Raw genomic sequence first — 25,515 nt, 5'->3', positions numbered from 1 at the left:
GCGGGCTTCGGGGGTATTTGGGCCGGCCATGCGGCACCCCGGAACCCGATGCTAACAACAAGGTTCCCGCTAGGCAAGTGAGATTTGGTGAGAATGTGGCGTATTCGCCGCCGCCGGAGCGCGCACCGCGCCGTTCGAATGTCGGCTTGCCAATGACGCTTCTCCGACAAGACGGAAAGCACAGGCAGCTTCCGACAGCACGGCGGACTGCCGCTGCATGGCAGCTGCAACGCCGGCTGCCTGCTCGACCAGCGCAGCATTGCGCTGCGTGTCCGCATCAATCTGGATGAGCGCCCCATTGAGCTGGTCGATGCCAACGCTTTGCTCATGGCTGGCCGCGGTGATCTCGTTAATGGTGTCGCCAACCTGGTGCACGGCCTGCACGACCTCGCCCATGATGGCATGCGCCGCTGCCACGGCGGCATCCAGTTCAAGCAGGCCGGCCTGCAGTGGAGCGCACTCCGCGGCGCCGCTGACCTCTTCCAGGCTGCGCGACGCCTGCCTGATCGCCTCCATTTTGCCAAACACCAGGAACACTGCCGCCCCGCCGCGCGTCGTGGCATGCGACGCGCGCTGTGCCAGATGATTCGCCTGCCGGGCATTGTCGGCATGCTGGCGCACGATGCTGGCCAGCTCCTCCATCGACGCCGCGGTTTCCTCCAGTGATTTCGCCTGGGACGCGGTCCGTTGCGAGAGATGCAGGCTGCCGCAGGCAACCTGGCCTGAGGCAGCAGCGATGTCCTGCGCAGACTGGCGCACGTGGCCGGCCATGGCAGCGAGGTTCGCGTTCATTTCCTTTAGCGCGGCGAGGAGCTTGCCAGTTTCGTCATGCGTGCGAACCTCGATCTGTTGCGTCAGGTCGCCCCGGGCAACGGCTTGCGCGACCGCCACCGCGCGGTTCAAGGGAACGGTAATGCTGCGCACCAGCCACCGGCCTACGACTGCGACCAACACGAAGCCTGCTGCCAAAAGGGCAGTCACCAGCGTGCGCTGCCTGGCGTAGTTTGCCGCGGACATTGCATATTGGACCCTGCCATGCTCCAGCTGGTAGGCGATCAGCTTGTCCATCTCGATCCGGATCTTTGGAAACATATGTTCTATAGGCCCGTTCACCAATGCACGCATGGTCTCGATATCGCCGGCTTTTCCGGCCACCAGGGCAGGGGCCAGGGCATCGAGCATGAAATGCTTGCGCGCCGCGTCGAATCGTTCGGCGATTTCCTTTTCTTCTTCGGAGGCGAAGGATGCGCTGTACTGCTGCCACAGGCGGCTGGTGGCATCGCGATCCTGTTCGATCTGCTCGATCGCCGCCGGCAAGGCAGCGGGGGCCGAATTCGCAGCGCGGTGAAGCGCGAGCTGGTTGCGCAGCATGATGCGCATCATGTTGTCGAGATGGCCAAGTGACATCAACCGTTCTTCATACACGGTGCGCAACGCGTCGTGGTTTCTGCCAAGGCCGGCCAAGCCGGCGCCCCCAACGGCAAGCAGCAGGATGGACAACATGGAAAGGACGGCAACAAGCCGCGCCCTGATGGTCAGGTTCTTGAACATGTCGATTTCTTATTGGGGAGTTTGACAAGGCCGCAGGGAGGGGGCGGCAAAGAATCAGGGACGGCATGGCCTGCGGGCGCAGGCAACCTGAATGGGGAATAGTATCAACAACATTCCCGCGCAGCAAATGAATTCATCGTCAGGAAAAGGCCTGACCTTGCGGTTACTGGCCCGGGTTGGGCAGCCTGGCGTGGATTGCGTCGACTGCCGCCACGACCTCCGGCGACAGCCGCACGTCGAAGGCATCGATGTTTTCCTTGAGCTGCGCCAGCGTGGTGGCGCCGATAATGGTCGAGGCGACGAACCAGCGCGAGTAGCACCATGCCAACGCAAGCCGGGCTGGCGTCATGTCGTTGTCGCGCGCCAGTTTTGCGTACTGCGCAACCGCCTCCAGCACGCCTGGACGCAGGTAGCGCGGGCTCCAGGTCGGCGGGAAGATCGTTAGGCGGCCGTGCGCCTTCGGGTCGTCGTGGTATTTTGCCGTGAGCTGGCCGAATGCCAGCGGGCTATATGCCATCAGGCTTACTTGCTCGCGGAAGCAAGTCTCGGTGAGGAAGCTGGTTTCGACATGGCGCGCCGTCAGGTTGTACAGGTTCTGGATAGTGGCAATGCGCGGCAAGCCCTTCATCTCGGCTTGCTTGACGAATTCGGATACGCCCCAACTGCTTTCGTTCGACACGCCGATATGGCGGATCTTGCCTTCCTTGATCAAGTCGCCCAGCACGGCCAGCGTTTCTTCGACGGCGATGCTGTGGCGCTCTTTTTCAGGATCGAACTGGCTGGCGCCGAAGATCGGCACATTCCGGCTTGGCCAGTGCAGCTGGTACAGGTCGATGCAGTCCGTCTGCAGGCGCTGCAGGCTGGTCTCCACGGCAGCGCGGATATTGGACGCGTTGTGGTTGCTCTTGCCCTTGCGGATCCAGTGCATGTAAGGGTTGGGGCCTGCAATCTTGGTCGCCAGCACCACGCCGGCGCGGCGGCCGGACTTTTTCAGCCAGCTGCCGATGAAACGTTCGGTATCGCCCTGGGTCGCGGCGGACGGCATGACCGGATACAGTTCCGCCGTATCGATGAAATTGATGCCGCGCTCCAGCGCATAATCTAGCTGGGCGTGCGCGTCCGCTTCCGTGTTCTGCTGGCCGAAAGTCATCGTGCCCAGGCAGATCTTGCTGACTTTCAGGTCGCTGCGTCCAAGGGCGATTTTTTCCATGTTCAGGCTCGCAAGGCGTCCGCGCAATCGCGTACCAGCGCCGGGCCGGCGTAGATCAGGCCGGAGTAGAGCTGTACCAGTTGCGCGCCGGCTTCGATCTTGGCCCTGGCGTCCTTGCCCTGCATGATGCCGCCCACGCCGATGATCGGCAGCGCATCGCCCAGTTCCGCTTTCAGCAGGCGGATCACGTTGTTGGACAGTTCGAATACCGGTGCACCGGACAGGCCGCCGGCTTCAGCGCCGTGCTGCATGCCTTCCACCGCAGTGCGGCTCAGGGTGGTATTGGTGGCGATCACGCCGTCGATCTTGTGGCGCAGCAGCGCGTCGGCGATATTCTTAACCTGGTCGCCATCCATGTCGGGCGCGATCTTCAGGGTCATCGGCACGTAGCGCTTGTGCTGGTCGGCCAGGCGCAGTTGCGCTTGCTTCAGCTGCGACAGCAGGCCGTCGACTTCCGACGCGCCCTGGAGCTGGCGCAGGTTCTTGGTATTCGGCGAGGAGATGTTGACGGTGACGTAGCTGGCGTAGGGATAGACTTTGTCCAGGCAATGCAGGTAGTCGTCGACCGCGCGCTCGATCGGCGTATCGGCATTCTTGCCGATGTTCAGGCCCAGCACGCCCTCGCGGTTCTGGTAGAAGCGCGACGACTGCACATTGGCCACGAAAGCATCGACTCCCCCATTATTGAAGCCCATGCGATTGATGATGCCTTGCGCCGCAGGAATGCGGAACATGCGCGGCTTCGGGTTGCCCGGCTGGGCGCGCGGAGTCACGGTGCCCACTTCAATGGAACCGAAGCCGAGGTCGGCCAGCGCGTCGATGAAGGCGCCATCCTTGTCCAGGCCAGCGGCCAGGCCGACCGGGTTGCGGAAGGTCAGGCCCATGACGGTGCGCGGATCGTCTTTCGGACGGCGCACCATGGCGCGGGTCAGGCCCAGTGCGGACAGGCGCTTGAGTGCCGGCAGGGTGAAATGGTGGGCGGATTCCGCGTCCATCGAGAACAGGATGGGGCGGGCGAGGGAGTACAGGAATTTGTCGGACATTGTGGGCAGCTTTGGTGTATTTTTGTAGCATTTTACACTGCGCTCCCTGGAGGACCTTCCGTGATCAAGCCTGGACTTGCCTTGCTGGCCTGCCTTTCCCTGCCCGTCGTTGCCGCCGAAAACCCGCTCTCCGCCGCCATTGCGCGCGACTACAAAGCCAGCCTGGAGCCCCTGTTCAACCACTTGCACGCCAATCCAGAGCTGTCCTATATGGAAGTGCAGACGGCCGCGCGCATGGCCAGGGAATTGCGTGCAACAGGCTTCGAGGTGACAGAAGGCGTGGGCAAGACCGGCCTGGTGGCCATACTGCGCAACGGCAAAGGCCCGACCGTGATGGTGCGCGCGGACATGGATGCGCTGCCCGTGGAAGAGAAATCGGATGCGCCGAACGCCTCCAAGGTGAAGGTCAAGGATTCGAGCGGCAACCTGGTACCGGTAATGCACGCCTGCGGCCACGACGTGCACATGACCAGCCTGGTCGGCACGGCCCACCAGATGGCGGCGCACAAGGGCGAGTGGAAAGGCACCTTGATGCTGGTCGGCCAGCCGGCCGAAGAACGCACCGGCGGCGCGCTGGACATGATGGCCGACGGCATCTACAAACGCTTTGGCAAACCGGATTACGCGCTGTCGCTGCACGTGGGCGCCGACATCGAAGCCGGCAAGATCGAGGCCAGCGAGGCGCCGTTTTCCGGCGCCGACCTGATGGAGATCGTGGTGCACGGCATCGGCACGCACGGCGCCAGCCCGCATACAGGCAAGGACCCGGTCGTGATCGCATCGCAGATCGTGCTGGCGCTGCAAACCGTGGTCACACGCGACATCGCCCCGCGTGAAGCGGCCCTGATCACCGTCGGCTCTTTCCACGCCGGCACCAAGGGCAATGTGATCAGCGATACGGCGCGCCTGGAACTGACCGTGCGCTCGGAAAGCGACGAGACGCGCGCCAGGCTGCTGGAGGGAATCAAGCGCGTGGCCGAGAACACCGCGCGGGCTGCAGGCGTACCGGAAGACAAGCTGCCGGAAATCCGCCACACCGACCGGCCCGTGCCGCCAACCCTGAACGACAAAGCGATGCTGCAGCGCCTGCGTACCGTATGGTCCAGCAAACTGGGTGAGGGAATTTTCGACAAGGGCTACCAGCGCGGCAGCATGGTGGGCGAGGACTACGCCCACTTCATTTACGGCCAGGGCATCCCGAGCGTGTATTTCATGGTGGGCGGCACGCCGGCCGCGCAGGTGGAAGCGGCACGCGCCGGCAAAGCCACGATTGCCTACAACCATAGCCCGCTGTTCCGCGCCGATGCGGAAAAGTCGATTCAGACCGGCGTGCTGGCAACTACGGTTGCGCTGCTGGATTTGATGAAGATGTGAGCGGTCCCCACACGCCCTTGATGCGGGCCTCCAGGGGCTGGAACTTGATCTTGTAGTTCATCTTCGGGCTGTCTTCGATCCAGTAGCCCAGGTAGACGAAATCGAGCCCCAGCTCGTGCGCCTGCGCGATTTGCCACATCACGTTGTAGGTACCGAACGACGCACCCGGCACGTCAGGGTCGAAGAAGGTGTAGACCGACGACAGGCCATCCGACAGCACGTCGATGATCGACACCATGCGCAGCGTGCCATCGGGCTCGCGGAATTCCACCAGGCGCGTATTGACCCGGCTTTGCAGCAGGAACTGGGCATACTGGTCGCGCGAATCCTGGTCCATGCCGCCGCCCGCGTGGCGGGTGCTCTGGTAGCGCAGATAGAGCTCGTAGTGCTCGTCCGAGAAGGACAGGCTGGCAACACCCGCCTCCAGGTTGCCGTGGCGCGCCCAGGCGCGGCGCTGGCCGCGTGTCGGCTTGAAGCCGGCGGCCACGACGCGCACCGGAATGCAAGCTTGGCAGCCGTCGCAATATGGACGATAAGTAAAGATGCCGCTGCGGCGGAAACCGTTCTTCACCAGCTCCGAGTAGACGTCGGCGTTGATCAGGTGCGAGGGCGTTGCCACTTGCGAACGGGCCTGGCGCGCATCAAGGTAGCTGCACGGATAAGGCGCCGTTGTATAAAACTGCAACGTTGCGAAGGGAAGGTCGTTAAGCTGCGTCATGAGTCATATCATAACGCGTCCGCGGCTTAAAACGGTGCGACAGGGCACCAATCGCGTATCTGTGGCATCACAATACTTTTCTGCAAGTGCGCGATGAAGTCCTTGCGCGGGATCGGCCGAGCGCCGAGCGATGCCAGGTGGCCGGTCTCCTGCTGGCAATCGATCAGCTCCACGCCGTGCTGTCGCAAAAAATGCACGAGGTAGGCCAGGGCCACCTTGGAACCGTCGGTGACGCGCGCAAACATCGATTCGCCGTAGAACATGGTGCCGATGGAAACGCCGTAGGCGCCGCCCACCAGTTCGCCGTCCAGCCACAACTCGGAGGAATGGGCGAAGCCCTGCTGGTGCAGGCCGGTGTAGCCGGCGATGATGTCTTCCGAAATCCAGGTGCCGGGGCCGTCGCGGCGTGGTGCGGCGCAGGCGCGCATCACCTGCTCGAAGGCGCTGTCGAAACGCACTTCCCAGCGCTGGCCGTCGCGCGCAATCTTCCTCAGCGTCTTGCGCAGGCTGTCGGAAATCTTGAAGTCGGCGGTGCGCAGCACCATGCGCGGATCGGTGCTCCACCACAGGATGGGCTGGCCCTCGGAAAACCAGGGGAAGATGCCGCGCTGGTAAGCGGCCAGCAGCCGCTTCGGCGACAGATCAGCGCCGGCGGCCAGCAGGCCCGGCGCGTCCGTGGTCAAGGCTTCGGAGACGTCGGGAAAGGGCGTGTTGACGTCGAGCCAGGGAATCATGTGTCGGATGACTGGCGCATCGGCTGGGTAATGTCCTGGGTATGGAAGCCGTAGCTGCCGCCTTCGCGCATTCTGGCGCGGTCGGCAAAGAAGAATTCCAGCGTGGTGCGGATGGTGGGGAAGGCCAGCTCATCCCATGGGATTTCCGCTTCCGTGAACATCTTGACATCCAGGCTTTCTTCGCCCGGCGCAAAATCGAGGTCGCGCAGGGTGGCGAGGTAGAACATGTGCACCTGGTGCACGCGCGGCACATTGAGCAGGGTGTACAGGCTGCCGAGGTCGATATTGGCGCCGGCTTCCTCTTCGGTTTCGCGCTGGGCTGCCTCAGCGGTGGTTTCATTGTTTTCCATGAAGCCGGCCGGCAGTGTCCAGAATCCGCGGCGCGGCTCGATCGCGCGCTTGCACAGCAAAACTTGCAACTCGCCATCACGCTCCCAGACCGGGACCGTACCGATCACCATTTTGGGATTTTGATAATGGATTGCCGAACAGTTGACGCAAACATAACGCGGCCGGTTGTCGCCGGCCGGCACCATCAACTCAACAGGGTGGGCGCATTCTGAGCAAAATTTCATAGGGTCTACTGTACACCGAACGGCTCGTTGCCGGAATTCAGCGAAATATATTCGAGCTATCGTAAGAAGAAGTGGGATAAATATTGCCTAAATTGGCGAGACGCCCTATAATACTCGCATCAGACGCGGGGTGGAGCAGTCTGGCAGCTCGTCGGGCTCATAACCCGAAGGTCACAGGTTCAAATCCTGTCCCCGCAACCAGAATTCAGAAGAAACCGTCATCAGCAGCTAGCGATGACGGTTTTTTTTCGTCTTTTTACGCCGCTGCGTGGGCCTGGCGCAGGAAATCCAGCACTTCGTCGCTCATCATGCGGCCGGCACGGAGCGCCGGCTCGCTTTCGAGCGCCTCGCGGAAGCGTTCACGCACGCCCGGCGCATTGCCGACCATATCGGTGAACAGTTCAAACCAGCGCTGGGCCAGCGCACATGCTTCAGGCGCCGATGGCGAGGGATTGGCGGCCATTTGCGCGCGGATTTCGCCGATCAGTGCCGGCCATTCGTGGGCGCGGGTGCGGAAATGCTTGTGCATGGTCTCGATTTCCTCCGGCCGCATATATTTGGCATACAGCGCCAGTTTGCCTTGGCCGCTGGCCGCCGCAATATAGTTGCGCATCTCGAGCGTCACGCCGCTTTGCTTGCGGTATTCCTCTTCGCGCGACCACATATTGTCGAGCCGATGCATGATGTCGACACTGTGGCCGGCCTGGCGGCTGAAGGTCGCCATCCATTTTTCGGCCAGCGCTTGAACCGCAGGATCGGACGGCGGGATGCCCGCCGCCATTTTCTGCCCTACGGCTTCGATCAATTCCGACCACTCTTCGGGCGCGGCTGGGTCGTTGTAGATTGGCAGTTGAGCCAGTTCTTCCTTGGTAAAGTATTTGTCGTACACGGTCATTTGCTCCAGTGTGGTTAGCCAGGTGGCCAGTTCCGGCTCCTCGCCCGCCAGCAATTGCCCGCGCAGGGCCGTCAACTGCTCGCGCAGTTTGGCGGCTTCGGCGATTTGCCGGTCGAGCGAATCGATCTGGCGGGAAATCAGGTCGGGCAGGGAAGAGCCGGGCTTGGCCAGGAAGTGACCGATGTCGGCCAGCGCCATGCCGAAACGGCGCAGCGCCTGCACCTGGTGCAGGCGCGCCACGTCGTCGCGGTTGTAGAGGCGGTAGCCGGCGTCGGAACGTCCCGAAGGCTTGAGCAGGCCGATGCTGTCGTAATGGTGCAGGGTGCGCACGGTCAGGCCGCAACGGCGCGCCAGTTCACCTACTTTCAACATCATCTTCCCGCTCCTTTCTTCGTTACGTTACTGCCATGCTGGAGCCTCACGCTAGGTGAGGGTCAAGCGCTGCGTGCAAAAAGATGATGGTAAGCGATCCATCCCTTATGATGTTGGACATGCAACGTTTGTTTTTACTCATCGCGACCCTGCTGCTTGCCGTCCTGTGGCGCGCCGACAGCGGCCACGTGCCGAATGCCCATCCCGCGCTGGCCATGCTGCCCCTGCAGATGGCCTGGGCCTGGGAGCGGCCGGAAGACCTGCGCTGGCTGCCGGGCGATGCCGGGGTGGCGTTCGTCGCCTCCAGCATCATGCTGCAAGGCGATGAAGCGCTGGTGCGTCCACGCACCGCGCGCCTGTTGATGGAGCCTGCCACGGCGCGCGTGCCGGTGCTGCACGTCGACATGTCGGGACACGAGCCGCCGGCATTGAACGAAGCGCAGCTACAGGCCATCGTCAAGGAACTGCTGCGCATTGCGCCGGGAGCCAACCGCCAAGTAGTGCAGCTCGATTTTGAAGTGCGGCGCTCGCAGCGTCCCTTCCTGGCCCGCACTGTCGCCGCCATCCGCCGCAGCTTGGCGCCCGACATGGCGCTATCGGTGACGGCGCTGGCGTCCTGGTGCCTCGACGATGCCTGGCTGGCCGAAGGCATGGCTGACGAGGTTGTGCCGATGGCCTTCCGCATGGGACAACAGCAGCACGAGCTTCGCCAGCGCCTGCGCTGGCAAGGATTCACCCAGCCCTATTGCCGCCAGGCCGCCGGCTACGCGACCGATGAACCGCGGCTGCGCCGGCTGGCTCCGCGCAGCTATTATTTTTCCCCTCGTTCCTGGACGGCTGCGCAATGGCAAGCCCTCCATGCACCAACCAAGGTCCGCTCTCCATGAAACGTTTCTCCAGTTTGCGCAAGTTCGCAGCCATGACCGCGCTAGTCGTCCTGCCGCAATATGCTTTCTCCAGCGGCTTCGATGGCTTCACCTACAACCTCTACGCCAATGAACTGATGGTCGCACCGCGCGCGCTGCCCCAATACGCGGCCGGCAACCTTGGCGTGCTGTCGAGCAGCTACTGGCGCGTCTATCTCTACCTTGCTTACCAGGCAACCAAAGGGCACGGCCTCACTCCGGCGCAAGTCGCTTCGCTCCATGTGTGGGATTGGCATGTAGGGGAAGGCCACAGGGCCTGGGACTACGTCGGCAACGCGGAGAAGAATGGCAGCGGGGAATGGTTCAAGGCGCGTACGCCGCTCGCGGTGCAGGCAGGCTTGCCGGCCGAGGCCGAAGTCAAGATCACTGGCAGCGAAGACTGGGGCAGCTATGTGAATTGCCACCCCGATGCCTTCCGCCGCGCCGCCGCGACCGCAAAGGCGCGCGCGCAACTGGGCCCTGGCGGCAAGCCTGACCAGTGGTTCAAAGCATGGCTGGAAGGGCAGGACGCGGTATTTGCCAATTGCGGCTTTACAGGCGGACCATCGAGTCCGGTGCTGCCGCCCGCGATACCGGAGAGCGCGCCCGCATGGCTGAAGGCAGACCGCGCGTATCAGGAAGCGGCAGCCAATTTCTATTCGGGCAACCTGGACGCCGCGCGCCGCCAGTTCCAGGCAGTGGCGCAGGATGCGAACTCGCCCTGGCAGCCGCTGGGCGCCTACCTGGCAGCACGATGCCTGATCCGCATGGCCACGCTGCAAAGGGAGGAGGCAGGCGACAATCGTATCGCCAGGTTCAGGCAGGCGCGCGAAGAGCTTGAAGCGCTGGCGCCTTCCTACGCGCCAGCAAGGCAAATGATGCTCCTGATCGACGCGCGCCTCGATCCCGCAGCGCAGGTGAAGGTGCTGGCGCGCCGCCTGGAGAAGGAACCTTTCAGCGCCGATACGCCGCGCATGTTGAGCGACTACCTGCTGCTGCTCGACAAGCTGCCGCGCAATGAAATGATCGAAGCCAGGGAGCCGCTGACGGCATGGATCGGCACCATGCAAGGCGACTCGTTCGGTTGGTATGACAGCAGCGACAATCCGGAAGTGAAGGAGCGCCGCAAGCTGGCACTGGAGGTGACGCGCCAGCAATGGCAGAAGCATGGAGACGCCCTGTGGCTGGCACCCCTGCTGACATTCGCCCGGCCCGGTGAGCTTGGCGAGGCAGAAAAGAAGGCCGCCGCGGCAGTGCCCGCCGGCCATCCGCTCTACCAGACAATGCAATACAACCTTGTGCGCCTGGCTGTTTCTGAAAACCGCCTGGCGCAAGCGGACAAGGACGTCGACCGCCTGCTGGCAAGCCAGGGCAAGGCCATGTCGGTGGCAACCACCAACCGCTTCCTGGCGCTGAAGATGCTGACGGCAAGTACGCTGGACGGTTTTGTCAGGGCCGGGCGAAGAGTCCAGGACCCCGTGGAACGCGGCGCACCGATCGATGATGCGGCAAAAGATCCGGAAGGAACCGACGGCGATTTTTACGTGGCGGTCTACCGCTACCTGCCGATGGCCAGCCTGAAGGCGCTGTACGCCCACCCCGGCCTGCTGCCGGCCTCGAAAGTGGAGCTGCGCGAGGCCATCTTCACGCGCGCCCTGATTGCCAATGACGAAGCGACCGCGCTCTCCCTGCTGGATGGCGTCGCCGAAGGGCGCAAGACTACCGCACATTTGTACGCGCGTTATCGCAAGGCTGCCAGCGGAGCGGAACGCAAGCTGGCCGCGGCGCTGATCCTGGTGAACACGCCGGAACTGCGGCCGCATGTGATCAGCAATGCAGCTGTCGGCAACGATGTCTACGGCAAACCGGTCAGTATCGGCGAGCGGCCGGCACCGGCGCCGCGCTTCCTGAGCGAGGAGCAGCGCGCCGAAGCAGAACGCGAGCAGCAAAGCTTGCGCCAACTCTCATTGCGTTCGATTTTCCTGGCCCCGACCCTGATGGCATGGGCTTCGGCCAAGCCGAATGACGCGGAGGCGCCGAAGGCCTTGCATCTGCTGGTGGCATCGATGCGCAACGAAAGCCCCTGGGTCTATGCTGCCGAGGAGCGCTTGCCTGCTCAAACGGAGTTGCGCAACAAGTACTCCAGGCAAGCTTTCGCCATGTTGCACAAGCTGTACCCGAACAGCGACTGGGCCAGGAAAACCAAATACTACTACTGAGGCTAGCCCTCGAACGCCAGGCTGGCCCACAGGTGGGCCGCCGCCATCGTGCGGTGCGGGGAGTAGCGCTGCAGCAGGGCCTCAGTACGCGCCATGTCAGGCTTGCTCTCTTCGCCCAGCAACCGTTGCAGCGCTGCGCGGATGGCCACGTCGCCATGCAGCGAACAATCGGCGAAGCCGTAGCCGCGCAGCAGAGCGTAGTTGACCGTCCACGGCCCGATGCCTTTCACCGCCAGCAGGTTTTGACAGATCGCCGGGATCGGATTGTCCTCGCGCTCCTCGATATCGAGCTCCCCGGCCGCGACCAGCTGGGCGAAGCGGAGCAGGGTTTCAGCCTTGGCGCGCGAGAATTTGCGGGTAGTCAGGTCTTCCACGGCGAGCCTGGCCACATCCGCCGCCTCGGGATAGCACCACAGGCCGGCCTTGTGCTGGCGCCCCGCCTGCAAGATGAAGGTGCGGCGCAAGGCGATGGCGAAGGACAGGTTGATCTGCTGGCCGATGATGGCCCAGGTCAGCGCCTCGAACACGGTTGCCGACTGCACGATCCGCAGGCCAGGCTGGCGGGCGACCAGCGGGCCGAGCAGCTCGTCCCCGCGAGCAAACGCAACGAACGGTGCGGGATCAATGTGAAGGCCGAGGATGTTGCGGGCAGCGGCTTCGATGCGCGCCGCCAGCGCCGCAGGAACCTTACGGGCACGCGGCAGGTCAATGTCGGCATCGCACACGGCGGAACGTGCGCGGCCCTTGGGCAACGCGATGGCCAGCAGCACCGGCACGCCATCCAGCAACATCCCTTTGCGGATCGCATCCGGACTCACTTGTTCCGCGACGCTTTCGGCATCGCGGCTATGGAAGGCCAGTACGTCCTGCACCCGGTACGCGGCGGGCAGGGCCAGTGAAAATGTATGCTTCATGCAGCCTCGGTATTCCGCATCCAGGGCAGTTTGACCTTGTAACCGGTGACCAGCATGGTGCCGGCAATGACGATGGCCGCGCCGGCAACCGTGTACCAGCCCACCACTTCGTGCAGGAACAGCGTGCCCCACAGGATGCCGAACAAGGGATTCAGGAAGGTAACGGTCAGCGCCGAAGTCGGCCCCACATCGCGCACCAGTCCAAAGTAGAGCAGGTAAGCGATGCCGCTGCACAGCACGCCCAGCGCCAGGGCAGCGCCCATGATGCCGATGGTCGGCTCGCCCGGTTGCGGGAAGATCGCCAGGGACGGTATGGTCAGCAAGGCCGCAGCCCACATGCTGCCGTGAGCGTTGGCGAAAGGCTCAACGCCCTGCGCCGACCTGGCCACCTTGGTATAGGTAGTGGCGATGCTATAACTGAAGGCAGCCAGGGTAGCTGCGGCGATAGCCAATCCGGTGCCATCCTTGCTGCTCACATGGTCGAAGCCGACCAGTATCGCCACGCCTGCCGTGCCCAAAGCCAGCCCAAGCATTACTCGCCCCGAAACCATATGGCGATGCCACACGGCGCCGACGATAGCGCCCCAGATCGGCGCGGTCGCATTCAAGACCGACAGCACGGAAGCGGTCAGCGTCTTCGCCGCAAAGGCGAACAGCAGGAAGGGCAGGGCAGAGTTGAAGAAGCCCAGCACCAGGTAATGCTTCCAATGCTGGCCCAGGTCAAGCCGCTTGCGCAGCACCAGCGCCACCGCGGCCAGGAAGACCGCCGCGAACGTCACCCGGTACTCGATGAGCACACCCGGCCCCAGCACCGGCGCCGCAATGCGCATGAACAGAAAGGAGCCACCCCAGATGGCAGCCAGCAAAATCAGTTTAAGAAGGTTCGCAGTATTCATATTGTTCAGTTCGTGTCACACCGTGGGGTCACACCCCGAGTGTGACACGAGCTCGTCTGTAACATGGTTGAGCCCGTGTCACACTTGGGGACTCGGCGTCCCCGTGATGACCCCATGGTGTGACACGGGCTGGGCTGTGGCAAGCTGATTCTTGCTATTGAATTCATGTCGGGCAGGCGGGGCCGGGGGCTGTGGCCAGGGCGGCGGCGTGGTTGATCTGCAGGACTTCGGGAACGCCGTTTTTTACCGCCGTCATTTCGGCCAGGATGGAGATCGCGATTTCGGGCGGTGTCTTGCTGCCGATGTACAGGCCGATCGGGCCGTGCAGGCGGGCGATCTGTTTCTCGGTCAGGTCGAACTGCAACAGCCGTTCGCGCCGCTTGTTGTTGTTGGCGCGCGAGCCAATGGCGCCGATGTAGAAGGCGTCGGACTTGAGCGCTTCCATCAATGCCATGTCGTCCAGCTTGGGGTCGTGCGTCAGCGCGACCACGGCGCTGCGCGAGTCGAGCTGCATCTCCAGCACCAGGTCGTCGGGCATGGCGTGCACCAGCGGCACTTCGGGCAGGGCCCAGCCGGCGCGGTATTCTTCGCGCGGGTCGCAGACGGTGACGTGGTAGTCCATGGCCGTGGCGATCTGTGCCAGCATGCGCGATAACTGGCCGGCGCCAATGATCAGCAGCCGCCAGCGCGGGCCATGCTGGGTGACCAGCAAATCGCCGCTGCGTTCCAGCACCGCGCCGGGACGGGCACGTTCGAGGGTGACGGCGCCGTTGCCCATGTCTAGCGTGCGCGCCACCAGCTGGTGCTCCGCCAGTCGTTCCAGCAGCTCGTCAATGCGGCTGTGCGGGCCGAGGGGTTCCAGCGCCAGTTCGATGGTGCCGCCGCAGGGCAGGCCGAAACGGTGGGCTTCGTCGGCCGTGATGCCGTAGCTGACGACCTCCGGCAACTGGCGCACGATGCCTTCCTTGCGCACGCGCTCGATCAGGTCGTCTTCGATGCAGCCGCCGGAGACCGAGCCGACTACGCGCCCATCGTCGCAGATGGCCAGGTTGGCGCCGATCGGGCGCGGGCTGGAGCCCCAGGTGCGGATGACCGTGACCAGTTCGCAGCGGTGTCCCGCGGCCAGCCAGGCGGAGCAAGTCTTGAGTACTTCGAGGTCGATGCTGTCCATGCATCGAACTATAGCAAGGGTCAGCGCTTTTTGCAGACGGCCCTGAAGGCCTTTTCCGGCAGGCTGTCGGGGGCGATCGTTTCGGGATCGTAGGCTTCGTATTTGAAGGTGCCTACCGGCTCGCCGTTGCCCAGGACGTCGGCGTGGAAGGTCTGGCTGAGCAGGGTGCGGGTGCCGGCCTCGCAGGCATACAGGTGCAGCGAGCGCACCGAGAGATACATCTTGCCGTCGGGCGCGGTTTGCGGCTTGCGGAAGGTTTCCATGGTCCAGGCCTTGCGGCCTTCGGCAGCGCTGCGCACGGATTTGCTGTCGAGCAGGAGGGTGCTGTCCTTGTCCCTGGAGACGGTGGTCCAGGGCCCCGCCAGCGCCACGCCGGGCGCCAGGGCGAGCATCAGGACCGCTGTTTTCATGGCAGCAGCGGGCGCTTGGCGGCCTGCTTGGCCTTGATTTCGGAAACGCTGCGGTCTATCGCGGCCAGGCGGACGGTGACGTTCGGGTGGATCGCGGTGTAGCCATTCAGCGCCGTCGCTGGATACTGGCCGGACAGGCGTTGCCAGAAGTTGCGTGCATTGCCGATGTTGTAGCCGGCGCGCGCCAGCATGTACAGCGCCAGGTTGTCGGCTGCCACGTCGTAATCGGCAGGCATTGGCCGTACGCCGGCTGTCCCGACCAGCATGGTCAGGTCAGGCCGCACCGATGCCAGGTTGTCGATGATGCTGGCCATGGTGGCGGTGCTGCGCATGGTGCCGGCGTGGCCGAGAATGTTGTGCGCCAGTTCTTTCGCCATGACGTAGGCCACGGCTTCATCGTTCTGCGCGAAGTTGATCATGCCGCGCGTCAGCATGACGCGGCTGCCGTCGTTGTAGGCGTTCACATTGTCCGAGTTGCCCAGGTCGACGCGGAAGGCGCAGGCACGGGTGACGGGCACGTTCAGCGTCTGGCTGTTGCCATTGCGTGCAATGGTCATGCTCAAGGTGGCGCTGTTGGCGGTCAAAGGACCGAAGACGGCTGCAGCCTTGCTTTCGGCATCATGGCCTTTCGGCAGCGGCTTGCCGCCAGCGGCGATCAGGTCGTCGCCCTTGCGCAGGCCGGCCTTGGCGGCGCCGCTGCCAGCCAGTACGCCGGACACTTGCAGTACATCGTCGTAGCCCAGCACGGCGGCCGATGCGTCGCCGTATTCGCCGGGATAGGAGTATTTGTTCTTGGCGGTGAACCCAAGCAGGTTGCGCGCCTGCGCCTTGCACAGGTCAGCGTTATTGATCAACAGCGGGGCGGCGATGCGGTACAGGCGTTCCTGCAGGCTGGCGATCACCTTCAGGTTGTCGCGTGCGGCCTGCATCTGCGGCGTCACCACCGGGGCAACTGGCGCCGACGGCGGCGTTGGCTGAGCCGGGGCGGCCGGCTCGCTGCCGGATTGAAAAGTTGAACAGGCTGAGAGCAGGAGCGAGGCCGCAATCGCGGGCCAGGTAAGCGGCGAATTCGAATTGTAGCGTTGCTCTACTGCCATAAATATTTCCTCAGTGCTTGCCTGTGCTGCCGAAACCTCCGGCGCCGCGGTCGCTGGCCTCGAAGTCTTCGACAACATTGAAGCCAACCTGCAGCACGGGCACGATGATCAATTGCGCCAGGCGCTCCATTGGATTCAGCGTAAACGTGTTGAAGCCCCGGTTCCAGGTAGACACCATCAATTGTCCCTGGTAATCGGAGTCAATCAAGCCTACCAGATTCCCCAAAACAATGCCGTTCTTGTGGCCCATGCCGGAGCGGGGCAGGATCATGGCGGCATAGCCCGGATCGGCGATATGAATCGCCAGGCCGGTCGGCACCAGCACGGTCTGGCCGGGTTCGATGACCAGCGGCGCATCGATGCAGGCGCGCAGGTCGAGGCCGGCGCTGCCAGGCGTTGCGTAGGCCGGCATCTGGTCTTTCATGCGCGGATCGAGGATTTTGACGTCTACAGTTTTCATTGGAATAGCGAGTTCTTGTCGATGCGTTTGGCGATTTCGGAAATCAGCTGGCGCGCCAGCGTGAGCTTGTCGGCGCGCGGCAGGATGGTATGTCCGTTCTCGTCAAACAGGATGATGGTGTTGTCGTCCTGGCCGAAGGTGTTGTGGCCGATATTGCCGACCAGGAGCGGGATGCCTTTGCGTTCGCGCTTGCTGGCGCCGTATTCGATCAGGTTTTCCGATTCGGCGGCGAAGCCTACGCAATAAGGCCAGCCGGCCAGGCTGGTGCGGGTGGCCACGCTGGCCAGGATGTCCGGGTTCTGTTCGAACTTCAGTTCCGGCACGCTGTTGTCGCCGGTTTTCTTGACCTTCTGCGCGCTCGGGTTCACGACCTTCCAGTCCGCCACCGCGGCTACGGAAATGAACACGTGCTGGCCGCCGATGTGATCCATTACGGCGTCGAACATCTGCTGTGCGCTTTTGACGTTGTGGCGCTCCACGCCGTACGGCGTCTCCAGCGCGACAGGGCCGGACACCAGGGTCACTTCGGCGCCCGCTTCACGCGCGGCGCGCGCTACGGCGTAACCCATCTTGCCGGAGGAAAGGTTGGTGATGCCGCGCACCGGGTCGATGGCTTCGAAAGTCGGGCCCGCAGTGACCAGGATGCGCTTGCCGGCCAGGACTTTCGGCTGGAAGGCGGCGATCATTTCCGCCAGCAGTTGTTCCGGTTCCAGCATGCGGCCCAGTCCCACTTCACCGCAAGCCTGGTCGCCCGCGGCGGGACCGAACACGGTGATGCCGTCTTCGCGTACCTGCTCCACGTTGCGCTGGGTGGCGGGATTGGACCACATTTCCACGTTCATGGCGGGCGCGATCAGCAGCGGCACACGGCTTGGGCGGGCCAGGCACATGGTCGACAGCAGGTCGTCGCACACGCCGTGCGCCAGCTTGACAATGAAGTCGGCGGAGCAGGGCGCGATCAGGATGGCGTCGGCGTCGCGCGTGACGTCGATGTGGGCCATATTGTTGTTCACGCGCGGATCCCACTGGCTGTTGAAGACCGGCTTGCCGGACAGCGCCTGCATCGTCACCGGGGTGATGAAGTGGGTCGCGGCGTCGGTCATCACGACCTGCACCGAGGCGCCTTCCTTGGTCAGCGCGCGGCACAGTTCAGCGGCCTTGTAGCAGGCTACGCCGCCGGACAGGCCGAGGACGATTTTCTTGCCAGTCAGTTCCATTTTGCTGCTCCTACTTGTTCACGCGGCGCAGTTCGTCCAGTACGAACAGTGCGGCGCCAATGCAGATGGCGGTGTCGGCGATGTTAAAGGCCGGGAAGTGGCCGAAGCCGCTCCAGTGGAAATCGAGGAAGTCGATCACGTGGCCGTGCCAGATGCGGTCGATCACGTTGCCCACTGCGCCGCCCAGGATCAGGGACAGGGCCCAGCAGAACATGCGCTGGCCGCTGTGGCGCATCAGCAGGTAGACGATGTACAGCGCGGCGATCACGCCGATGGCGGTGAACAGGTGGCGTTGCCAGCCGCCTTCGTTGGCGAGGAAGCTGAATGCGGCGCCTTTGTTGTAGGCCAGGACCAGGTTGAAGAAGCTGGTGATGACTTTCTCTTCGCCGTATACGAACAGCTTGTTGATCGTGATCTTGCTTAGCTGGTCCAGCAGGATGATGATGAAGGCGATGCCCAGCCACGGGGCCATGCTGCCGGAGGCGGGTTTGCTGCTGAAGGTGGTGGTCTTTTTGGTGGCCATAAATAGCTTTTTCTTTGTGCTTGCCAGAACCGGGGAACCAGTGTCTGACCCGCAGGGTCAGACACTCATCTGCGGCGGCCGCAGACTTGGGTTAGGCGTACTTGCGGGATTCGCCGGCGCCGAACAGGTTGGCGTGGCAACGGCCGCACAGGCCTGGGTGGTCGGCGTGCGAGCCCACGTCTGCGCGGTAGTGCCAGCAGCGCTCGCACTTCTGCGCGGTCGATGCTGCCACGTTCACGGCTTCATCTGCTTCGGATGCCACTTCGACAGCCTTGGCCAGCGAAGTGATGAAGATGAACTTCAGGTCGTCGTCCAGCGATGCCAGCGCCTTGAACTTGTCGCCGGCGGCCTTGATCTCCAGTTCCGCCTGCAACGAGGAGCCGATCGCACCGGAGCCGCGAAGTTCTTCCAGTTGCTTGGTCACGTCGGCCCGCACGGCGATGATGGTCGCGTACTTGGCCATCAGGGCTTCGGCGTCCGCCAGTTCCGGCAGTTGCCACCAGGTCTGGGTGTAGATGGTTTCGTCGCTGGCTTTGAACGATTCCTCGCCGGCAAATGAAGCCCACGCCTCTTCGGCGGTGAAGCACAGCACCGGCGCCATCAGGCGCAGCAGGGACTGGGTGATGTGCCACAGCGCGGTTTGCGCGGAACGGCGCGCCTTGGAATCCACGGCGCTGGTGTACAGGCGGTCCTTCAGGATGTCCAGGTAGAAGCCGCCCAGGTCCTCGGAGCAGAAGTTCTGCAGCTTGGACACCACCGGGTGGAATTCGTAGCGCTCGTAGTGGCGCGACAGGTCGGCCTGCAGCGCAGCCATATTGGCCAGCGCGTAGCGATCGATTTCCAGCAGATCGGCAACCGGCACGGCGTTCGCCTTCGGATCGAAGTCCGAGGTATTGGCCAGCAGGAAGCGCAGGGTGTTGCGGATGCGGCGGTAGGACTCGGTCACGCGCTTCAGGATCTCGTCGGAGATCGACAGCTCGGAGGTGTAGTCGGTGGCGGCCACCCACAGGCGCAGGATATCGGCGCCCAGGGTGTCGGACACCTTCTGCGGCGCGACGGTGTTGCCGATCGACTTCGACATCTTCTTGCCCTCGCCGTCGACCACGAAGCCGTGGGTCAGCAGCGCCTTGTACGGCGGACGGCCGTTCAGCATCGAAGAGGTCAGCAGCGAGGAGTGGAACCAGCCGCGGTGCTGGTCCGAGCCTTCCAGGTACAGGTCGGCCGGGAAGTGCGATTGCTCAGGATGCGAGCCGCGCAGCACGGTCTGGTGGGTGCAGCCGGAGTCGAACCACACGTCCAGCGTGTCCTTGTTCTTCACATAGTGTTCGGCTTCCGCGCCCAGCAGGGTAGCCGGGTCCAGCGCCTGCCAGGCGTCGATGCCGCCTTGCTCGATCAGCTTGGCCACTTGCTCCAGCAGTTCCGCGGTGCGCGGGTGCAGCTCACCGGTCTCCTTGTGGACGAACACGGCCATCGGCACGCCCCACTGGCGCTGGCGCGACAGGGTCCAGTCCGGACGGTTGGCGATCATGCCATGCAGGCGCGCCTTGCCCCAGTCCGGGAAGAATTCAGTGGCTTCGATGCCTTCCAGCGCTGTCTCGCGCAGGGTGGAACCACCGTCCAGCGGCTGGATGTCCATGCCGGCGAACCACTGCGAGGTGGCGCGGTAGACGATCGGGGTCTTGTGGCGCCAGCAGTGCATGTAGCTGTGGTCGAACATCTTCAGTTCGAACAGGGCGCCCGCTTCGCGCAGCGCCTCGCAGATCGGCTTCGAGGCTTCCCAGATACTCATGCCGCCGAACAGCGGCAGGGACGGGATGTACTTGCCGTCGCCCATCACCGGCTTCAGGATGTCATCGTCCTTCATGCCGTGCGATTTGCAGGAGATGAAGTCGTCCTGGCCGTAAGCCGGGGCCGAGTGCACCACACCGGTACCGCTTTCGGTGGTTACGTAGTCGGCGATGTAGACCGGCGACAGGCGGTCGTAGAACGCGTCTCTGGCGTGCAGCGGGTGCTTGAAGGCGATGCCGGCCAGCTTGTCGCCGGTGGCGGTGGCGATGACGCTGCCTTCCAGCTTGTAGCGCTCCAGGCAGGAGGCCACCAGGTCCTTGGCCAGGATCAGCAGCAGCGGCTTGCCTTCGCGCTCGGTCTGCACCAGCGCGTAGGTCACCTCGTGGTGCATGTTCAGGGCCTGGTTGGACGGGATGGTCCAGGGGGTGGTGGTCCAGATCACGACGAAGCCGTCGCCGGCCGGCAGGGCAGGCAGGCCGAAGGCGGCTGCCAGCTTGTCGTGTTCATGGAAGGCGAAGCCGACGTCGATCGCCGGGTCGCGCTTGTTCTGGTATTCCACCTCCGCTTCCGCCAGGGCGGAGCCGCAATCGAAGCACCAGTTCACCGGTTTCAGGCCGCGATAGACGTAGCCTTTCTCCAGCAGCTTGCCCAGGGCGCGCAGCTCGTCGGCTTCGTTACCATAGTTCATGGTCAGGTAAGGATTGTCCCATTCGCCCAGAACGCCCAGGCGGATGAAGTCCTTCTTCTGGCGCTCCACCTGCTCGTGCGCGTAGGCGCGCGCCTTGGTCAGCACGTCGGCGGTCGGCAGGTTCTTGCCGAACAGCTTTTCGATCTGGATCTCGATCGGCATGCCGTGGCAATCCCAGCCCGGCACGTAAGGCGCGTCGAAGCCGGCCAGGGTGCGCGACTTCACTACGATGTCCTTCAGGATCTTGTTGACGGCGTGGCCGATGTGGATGTCGCCGTTGGCGTAGGGAGGACCATCATGCAGCACGAACTTCGGGCGGCCCTTGGCGGCCTTGCGCACGCGTTCGTAGATCTTCTTGTCCTGCCATTGCTTGACCCAGCCCGGTTCGCGCTTGGCCAGGTCGCCGCGCATCGGGAATGGGGTTTCGGTCATATTGACCGGGTACTTGCTCTCTTGCTTCTTTGGTTTGTTGTCAGACATGATGAATGCTTTAAGTTTGTGTTTCGGTTGGCGCTTGCGAAGTTGGGCAAGGCCTAAATTCGGTCGGTGACGGAGTTGGCGGCGAAGAAGGCGCGCGCTTGGTCGGCGTCGCGCTCGATGGCCTTGACCAGGGTAGGCAGGTCAATGAACTTTTCTTCGTCACGTATCTTTTGCAGGAATTCGACGCGCACCACCTTGCCGTAGCAGTTCCGGGCGAAGTCGAAGACATGGACTTCCAGCAGCACGCGGCCGGCGTCTTCCACCGTGGGACGCACGCCCAGGCTGGCAACGGCCGGCAATGGCCTGTCGCCCAGGCCGTGCACCTGCACGATAAAGATGCCGGAGAGGGCAGGACGGTGCGGCACGCGCAGGTTCAGCGTCGGGAAGCCGATATCGCGCCCCAGTTTGGCGCCGTGGATCACGTGGCCGGAAATCGAGTAGGGATGGCCCAGCAAGGCCTGCGCATGCGGGAAATCGCCTTCGGAAAGCGCGCTGCGCACGGCGGAGGAGGAAATACGGGTTTCGCCATTGCGCACGGTCGGCAGTACTTCGACTTCGAAGCCATACTGCCTGCCAGCTTCGGCCAACATGGCGACATTGCCGGCGCGCTTGGCGCCGTAACAAAAATCGTCCCCCACCATCAGCCACTTCACGTGCAGGCCTTCGACCAGCACCTTTTCGACGAAGCTTTGCGGCGACTGGCCGGCAAAGGCATCGCAGAAATGCTCGACGATCACCCGGTCCACGCCATTGTTTTCCAGGGCCTGCAGCTTGTCGCGCAGGTTGGCGATGCGCGGCGGGGCTTTCGACATATCGCCCATCTTGTGGGCGAAGAATTCGCGCGGATGGGGCTCGAAGGTCATCACGGCCGATTCCAGCCCGAGGCGATCGGCGGCCGCGCGCACGCGCGCCAGCAGGGCCTGGTGGCCGCGGTGGACACCGTCGAAGTTGCCGATCGTCAGGGCGCAGGGCGCGCGCGCCGCTGCATTGGGAAGTCCGCGAAATACCTTCATTTATCTTGCTATCAGGCTCAAATGCTTGATTATACGTTCTCAATGTAAAAAAGCGCTGCCTGCGGGTGCAGGCAGCGCTTTTCTTGGCTCAGCCCGGCTTTGTTCAGACCGGGTTGTTAATGTACATGGTCCAGTAGCGGGCCAGTTCTGGCTCGCCAGCGGTGCCTTTCACCGACTTCAGGGTGCTGATGGCAGCAGCCTTCTTGCCGGCGATGTACTGTGCCACGCCATAGTGCAGCTTCATTTCTTCAGGCTTGCGGCCGGTGCCCAGCTTGATCGCTTCTTCCATCAGCTTCAGGCCATCGGCCTTGCCGTCGGAAACCATGGCATAGCCCAGGTTGGCCAGGCCGTCAGCATCCTTTTCCTTGCGGAAGTTGCCTTCCTGGGTGGCAGCGTTCTTCTGCTGGTCGGCCAGGGTCTTGGTTGCCAGGTCTTTCAGGCGCTGGTGGCGGCCGGCGTCGGCGCCGGTGCCCAGGGCACCTTTCTTGTAGCCTTCGTCGACGATCTTCAGGGCTTCAGCAGGGTTGCCGGCTTGCAGGGCCAACTGGCCCATTTCCATGAATTCGGACGGCTTGGTGATCTGCTTCAGGGCCAGCTTGAGGCGCATCACGTCCAGGTTCAGGGACGAGGAGAAGCCTGGCTTGCCGATCACGCGGTTCAGCAGGTCGGCCCAGTAGGATGCCTTTGGATAGGATGCAGCCAGCTTTTCCAGAGTCTGCACGTAGCCAGCCTTGTCGTTCTGCTTCAGCTGGATGTTGGCCAGCATTTGCAGGCTGCCTTCGGACTTGGCACCTTGCAGTTCCTTGGCGGCTTCGTTGAGCTTGCCGCTCTGGTAATAGGTCTGGATCAGCTGCTCGCGCATCTGGGAGTTGTTCGGATTATCCTTCAGGACCTTCTGGATGTAGGTAATGGCTTTTGGATAATCCTTGGCGCGCAGGTAGATGCTGGCCAGGGCTTCGGTGATCTTTGGTGCCTGGGCTGGCGACAGCTTGCCGGATGCCAGCACTTGCTCGAAGGCGCGGGCGGCGGTCTCATTCTCGCCGGCAGCGGCAGCAGCGGAACCGCGGGTGTATTCGATCTGGAATTTTTCCAGTTCGGACTTGCCGCCGACAGCGTCTGCTTCCTTCAGTTTCGCCAGGGCTTCCTTGTAACGGCCGGAGGAGGCCAGTTTCTGGGCTTCTTGCAGTGGCTTGCCAACTTCTGCGCGCACGGCCTCGGCATACGCGATCGAGGACAGGCCCACCATCGGGACAGCAGCGTTGAAACCGATAGCGGCCATTACCAGGCCGAGGTGTGCGAGACGAAACTTAATCATGGGGTGATTTTCTTTCTTCAAAATGCGAAATAGGCAGGATAACCTGCCTATTTAGGAAAATAAAGGGTGTTTTGGCCCAATTATTTACTGGAACTGCTCGTTGCCGACCAGGCCAATCTTGGTGACGCCCAGACGCTGTGCCGAAGCCATGACGCCTGCAACCACGCTGTAGTTAACCAGCTTGTTCGGACGCAGGTGCACTTCAGGCTGGTCAGCCTGTGCCGCTACGGCGATCAGCTTGTTCTCCAGGGCAGGGCGGTCTGGAACGACCACATTGTCCCACAGGATGGTGCCGTCGAAGTCAACGTCGATGGTCACGACCACTGGTTCCTTGGTTGGCGGTGGCGGGGTGCCGACCGGCATGTTCAGGTTGACCGAGTGGTTCGCTTTTGGAATGGTGATGATCAGCAGAATGATCAGAACCAGCATGACGTCGATCATCGGCGTCATGTTCATTTCCATCATCGGTTCCGACTCACCGCCGGAACTGCCTACGCTCATACTCATGAAATGTGTTCCTTTTCAGAAGGCCGCCCCCGCTACAGCCAGGGGCGGCTTGTTCTTACATCTTATCAGGCGGTTCGGTGATGAAACCGACCTTCTGGATGCCAGCGCGCTGGGTGGTGTAGATCACACGGCCGATCGATTCATATTTCGCGTCTTTGTCGCCGCGGACATGAACTTCAGGCTGAGGCACCTTCACAGCTTCCTCTTTCAGAAAATCGAACAGCTCATTCGCGTCGCGCATTTTCTTCTGGTTCCAGTAGATGTCGCCATCTTTGTTAACAACGATGTTGACGTTCTCTGGTTTGGTCTGGATTGCCTGGTTGATCTCTTCCGGCAGGTTGATCTTCTGCAGTTTGAGAACGACCGGGCTCGTGATCAGGAAGATGATCAGCAGAACCAGCATGATGTCCACGAGCGGAGTCGTGTTGATCTCACTGTTAAGCTGCTCTTCTCCCCCGGTATCGGAGCCTACAGACATCGACATGGTATTAACCTACTTTTTTCGACGAAGCAGCAGCGTTCGAGGTGGACATTGCGCCGGAGATCAGCACGGAGTGCACGTCTGCGGAGAAGGAGCGTACATCTTCCATTGCGGTCTTGTTACGACGCAGCAGCCAGTTGTAACCCAGAACGGCAGGAACTGCGACCAGCAGACCGAAAGCGGTCATGATCAGCGCTTCACCCACTGGACCTGCAACCTTGTCGATCGATGCGTTACCGGTCATACCGATGTTGGTCAGCGCGCCGTAAATACCCCAAACGGTACCGAACAGGCCGATGAACGGAGCGGTCGAACCAACGGTTGCCAGGAAGGACAGGCCATCGGACAGGCGGGACTGCACTTTGTCAACAGCGCGCTGGATGGACATGGTCACCCAGGTCGACAGGTCGATCTGTTCCAGCAGGGCGCCGTCGTGGTGAGCGGTGGCCTTGGTGCCGGATTCAGCGATGAAGCGGAATGGGGAACCTTCGGTCAGGGTCGCGGTGCCGGCAGCGATCGACGATGCTTTCCAGAACTTGGCAGAGGTTTCTTTCTGCTGTTTGAAGATCTTCTGCTGGTCGATGATCTTGGTCACGATGATGTACCAGGAACCGATCGACATGATCGACAGGATGATCAGGGTAGCACGAGCCACGAAGCCGGCTTCCCACACAGCGGAGATACCGAATGGGTTTTCGACTTCTTCTTTAGCGGCTGGAGCAGCTGGGGCAGCAGCTGGAGCGGCTGCTTCTGCTGCTGGAGCGGCTGCCGCGTCAGCTGCTGGAGCTGCAGGTGCGTCAGCGGCTGGAGCCGAAGCGGCTGCCGAGGCAGGCGCGTCAGCCATGGCTGGGGCGCTTACCAGGGCGGTAGCTGCGGTCACCGAGAACAGCACAGCGGCCAGTACAGCGGACAAACGGGTATTCTTAAACATGCTTCCTCCAAATTTGAAAAATAATCAG

General features: G+C 62.7%; 24 protein-coding genes and 1 tRNA gene. 4 read left to right on the top strand and 21 right to left on the bottom strand.

The genetic code is table 11. The annotated features are described in order from the left end of the window. Positions 1–69: 69 nt before the first annotated feature. The 3 genes from ACN9MU_RS25705 to ACN9MU_RS25695 all read right to left on the bottom strand — a co-directional run bounded on the left by ACN9MU_RS25705 (position 70) and on the right by ACN9MU_RS25695 (position 3,804). Positions 70–1,551, bottom strand: a complete 1,482-nt coding sequence (locus tag ACN9MU_RS25705; RefSeq protein WP_426319000.1) for a Tar ligand binding domain-containing protein — start codon at positions 1,549–1,551, stop codon at positions 70–72. A gap of 163 nt (positions 1,552–1,714) precedes the next feature. Further along, the gene (locus tag ACN9MU_RS25700) at positions 1,715–2,761 is read right to left on the bottom strand and encodes an aldo/keto reductase (protein ID WP_426343622.1); all 1,047 of its coding nucleotides are present in this window, start codon (positions 2,759–2,761) and stop codon (positions 1,715–1,717) included. Between the two features lie 2 nt (positions 2,762–2,763). Then, entirely contained in the window at positions 2,764–3,804 is a 1,041-nt protein-coding gene (locus ACN9MU_RS25695; protein WP_426336293.1) for a quinone-dependent dihydroorotate dehydrogenase, read from the bottom strand. Positions 3,805–3,864: 60 nt separating this feature from the next. Here ACN9MU_RS25695 and ACN9MU_RS25690 point away from each other — a divergent pair, with 60 nt between their 5' ends. Then, positions 3,865–5,178, top strand: a complete 1,314-nt coding sequence (locus tag ACN9MU_RS25690; RefSeq protein WP_426163917.1) for an amidohydrolase — start codon at positions 3,865–3,867, stop codon at positions 5,176–5,178. Here ACN9MU_RS25690 and ACN9MU_RS25685 read toward each other — a convergent pair. Genes ACN9MU_RS25685 through ACN9MU_RS25675 form a run of 3 tightly spaced genes read right to left on the bottom strand, consistent with a single transcriptional unit; the run spans position 5,144 to position 7,205 of the window. Continuing rightward, positions 5,144–5,896, bottom strand: coding sequence for an arginyltransferase (locus ACN9MU_RS25685; protein WP_426163915.1), 753 nt, complete (start codon positions 5,894–5,896; stop codon positions 5,144–5,146). The genes ACN9MU_RS25690 and ACN9MU_RS25685 overlap by 35 nt on opposite strands. Before the next feature lie 26 nt (positions 5,897–5,922). After that, positions 5,923–6,630 carry a leucyl/phenylalanyl-tRNA--protein transferase gene (aat, locus tag ACN9MU_RS25680; protein ID WP_426163913.1) on the bottom strand — a complete coding sequence of 236 codons (708 nt, stop codon included), beginning with the start codon at positions 6,628–6,630 and terminating at the stop codon, positions 5,923–5,925. After that, a complete protein-coding gene (locus ACN9MU_RS25675) occupies positions 6,627–7,205 on the bottom strand; it encodes an NUDIX hydrolase (protein ID WP_426343621.1) in 579 nt (192 codons plus the stop codon). Before ACN9MU_RS25675 ends, aat begins: the two co-directional genes overlap by 4 nt. Before the next feature lie 124 nt (positions 7,206–7,329). Here ACN9MU_RS25675 and ACN9MU_RS25670 point away from each other — a divergent pair. After that, positions 7,330–7,406 (top strand) — tRNA-Met (locus tag ACN9MU_RS25670). Between the two features lie 55 nt (positions 7,407–7,461). Here the strand turns inward: ACN9MU_RS25670 and ACN9MU_RS25665 are convergent. Beyond that, positions 7,462–8,475, bottom strand: a complete 1,014-nt coding sequence (locus tag ACN9MU_RS25665) for a MerR family transcriptional regulator (protein WP_426343620.1) — start codon at positions 8,473–8,475, stop codon at positions 7,462–7,464. A 116-nt stretch (positions 8,476–8,591) separates the two neighbouring features. On the opposite strand from ACN9MU_RS25665, the gene ACN9MU_RS25660 reads away from it, so the two are divergent. Both ACN9MU_RS25660 and ACN9MU_RS25655 read left to right on the top strand, forming a co-directional pair. Further along, positions 8,592–9,359 (top strand): hypothetical protein, encoded by a 768-nt coding sequence (locus ACN9MU_RS25660; RefSeq protein WP_426163907.1) that lies wholly within the window; start codon positions 8,592–8,594, stop codon positions 9,357–9,359. Continuing rightward, positions 9,356–11,596, top strand: a complete 2,241-nt coding sequence (locus ACN9MU_RS25655; protein ID WP_426343619.1) for a hypothetical protein — start codon at positions 9,356–9,358, stop codon at positions 11,594–11,596. Before ACN9MU_RS25660 ends, ACN9MU_RS25655 begins: the two co-directional genes overlap by 4 nt. A 2-nt stretch (positions 11,597–11,598) precedes the next feature. Here the strand turns inward: ACN9MU_RS25655 and ACN9MU_RS25650 are convergent, their stop codons facing one another. From ACN9MU_RS25650 to ACN9MU_RS25585, 14 genes are all read right to left on the bottom strand, one after another. Further along, positions 11,599–12,510, bottom strand: coding sequence for a DNA-3-methyladenine glycosylase 2 (locus ACN9MU_RS25650; RefSeq protein WP_426163903.1), 912 nt, complete (start codon positions 12,508–12,510; stop codon positions 11,599–11,601). After that, positions 12,507–13,406 (bottom strand): DMT family transporter, encoded by a 900-nt coding sequence (locus ACN9MU_RS25645; protein ID WP_426343618.1) that lies wholly within the window; start codon positions 13,404–13,406, stop codon positions 12,507–12,509. The genes ACN9MU_RS25650 and ACN9MU_RS25645 overlap by 4 nt, the downstream gene beginning before the upstream one ends. Before the next feature lie 163 nt (positions 13,407–13,569). After that, the gene (locus tag ACN9MU_RS25640) at positions 13,570–14,577 is read right to left on the bottom strand and encodes an XdhC family protein (protein WP_426318995.1); all 1,008 of its coding nucleotides are present in this window, start codon (positions 14,575–14,577) and stop codon (positions 13,570–13,572) included. Positions 14,578–14,597: 20 nt separating this feature from the next. Then, positions 14,598–14,987, bottom strand: a complete 390-nt coding sequence (locus tag ACN9MU_RS25635) for a surface-adhesin E family protein (protein ID WP_426318994.1) — start codon at positions 14,985–14,987, stop codon at positions 14,598–14,600. Beyond that, positions 14,984–16,084, bottom strand: a complete 1,101-nt coding sequence (locus tag ACN9MU_RS25630) for a M48 family metalloprotease (RefSeq protein ID WP_426318993.1) — start codon at positions 16,082–16,084, stop codon at positions 14,984–14,986. Before ACN9MU_RS25630 ends, ACN9MU_RS25635 begins: the two co-directional genes overlap by 4 nt. 10 nt (positions 16,085–16,094) lie before the next feature. Further along, positions 16,095–16,544: a dUTP diphosphatase gene (gene dut, locus ACN9MU_RS25625; protein ID WP_130310784.1), complete on the bottom strand. Its 450-nt coding sequence runs from the start codon at positions 16,542–16,544 to the stop codon at positions 16,095–16,097. Further along, positions 16,541–17,761 carry a bifunctional phosphopantothenoylcysteine decarboxylase/phosphopantothenate--cysteine ligase CoaBC gene (gene coaBC, locus ACN9MU_RS25620; protein WP_426318992.1) on the bottom strand — a complete coding sequence of 407 codons (1,221 nt, stop codon included), beginning with the start codon at positions 17,759–17,761 and terminating at the stop codon, positions 16,541–16,543. Before coaBC ends, dut begins: the two co-directional genes overlap by 4 nt. Positions 17,762–17,771: 10 nt before the next feature. Further along, positions 17,772–18,284, bottom strand: a complete 513-nt coding sequence (lspA, locus tag ACN9MU_RS25615; protein WP_426163890.1) for a signal peptidase II — start codon at positions 18,282–18,284, stop codon at positions 17,772–17,774. 91 nt (positions 18,285–18,375) lie between these two features. Further along, on the bottom strand, positions 18,376–21,240 hold the full coding sequence (ileS, locus tag ACN9MU_RS25610; protein WP_426318991.1) for an isoleucine--tRNA ligase: 2,865 nt from the start codon (positions 21,238–21,240) through the stop codon (positions 18,376–18,378). Between the two features lie 53 nt (positions 21,241–21,293). Further along, positions 21,294–22,253: a bifunctional riboflavin kinase/FAD synthetase gene (locus tag ACN9MU_RS25605; RefSeq protein WP_426318990.1), complete on the bottom strand. Its 960-nt coding sequence runs from the start codon at positions 22,251–22,253 to the stop codon at positions 21,294–21,296. A gap of 103 nt (positions 22,254–22,356) precedes the next feature. Further along, positions 22,357–23,568 (bottom strand): tetratricopeptide repeat protein, encoded by a 1,212-nt coding sequence (locus ACN9MU_RS25600; protein ID WP_426163883.1) that lies wholly within the window; start codon positions 23,566–23,568, stop codon positions 22,357–22,359. Positions 23,569–23,652: 84 nt separating this feature from the next. Continuing rightward, positions 23,653–24,075, bottom strand: coding sequence for an ExbD/TolR family protein (locus ACN9MU_RS25595; RefSeq protein ID WP_200953793.1), 423 nt, complete (start codon positions 24,073–24,075; stop codon positions 23,653–23,655). Positions 24,076–24,130: 55 nt separating this feature from the next. Then, on the bottom strand, positions 24,131–24,559 hold the full coding sequence (locus tag ACN9MU_RS25590; RefSeq protein WP_028101866.1) for an ExbD/TolR family protein: 429 nt from the start codon (positions 24,557–24,559) through the stop codon (positions 24,131–24,133). A 4-nt stretch (positions 24,560–24,563) separates the two neighbouring features. Then, positions 24,564–25,487 carry a MotA/TolQ/ExbB proton channel family protein gene (locus ACN9MU_RS25585; protein WP_426163880.1) on the bottom strand — a complete coding sequence of 308 codons (924 nt, stop codon included), beginning with the start codon at positions 25,485–25,487 and terminating at the stop codon, positions 24,564–24,566. Positions 25,488–25,515 lie beyond the last annotated feature (28 nt).

Source organism: Pseudoduganella sp. R-32 (assembly GCF_049913245.1).
Taxonomy (GTDB): Bacteria; Pseudomonadota; Gammaproteobacteria; order Burkholderiales; family Burkholderiaceae_D; genus Rugamonas.
Note: the sequence above shows the minus strand (reverse complement) of the source record. Positions and strands in the feature narration are given on the sequence as shown.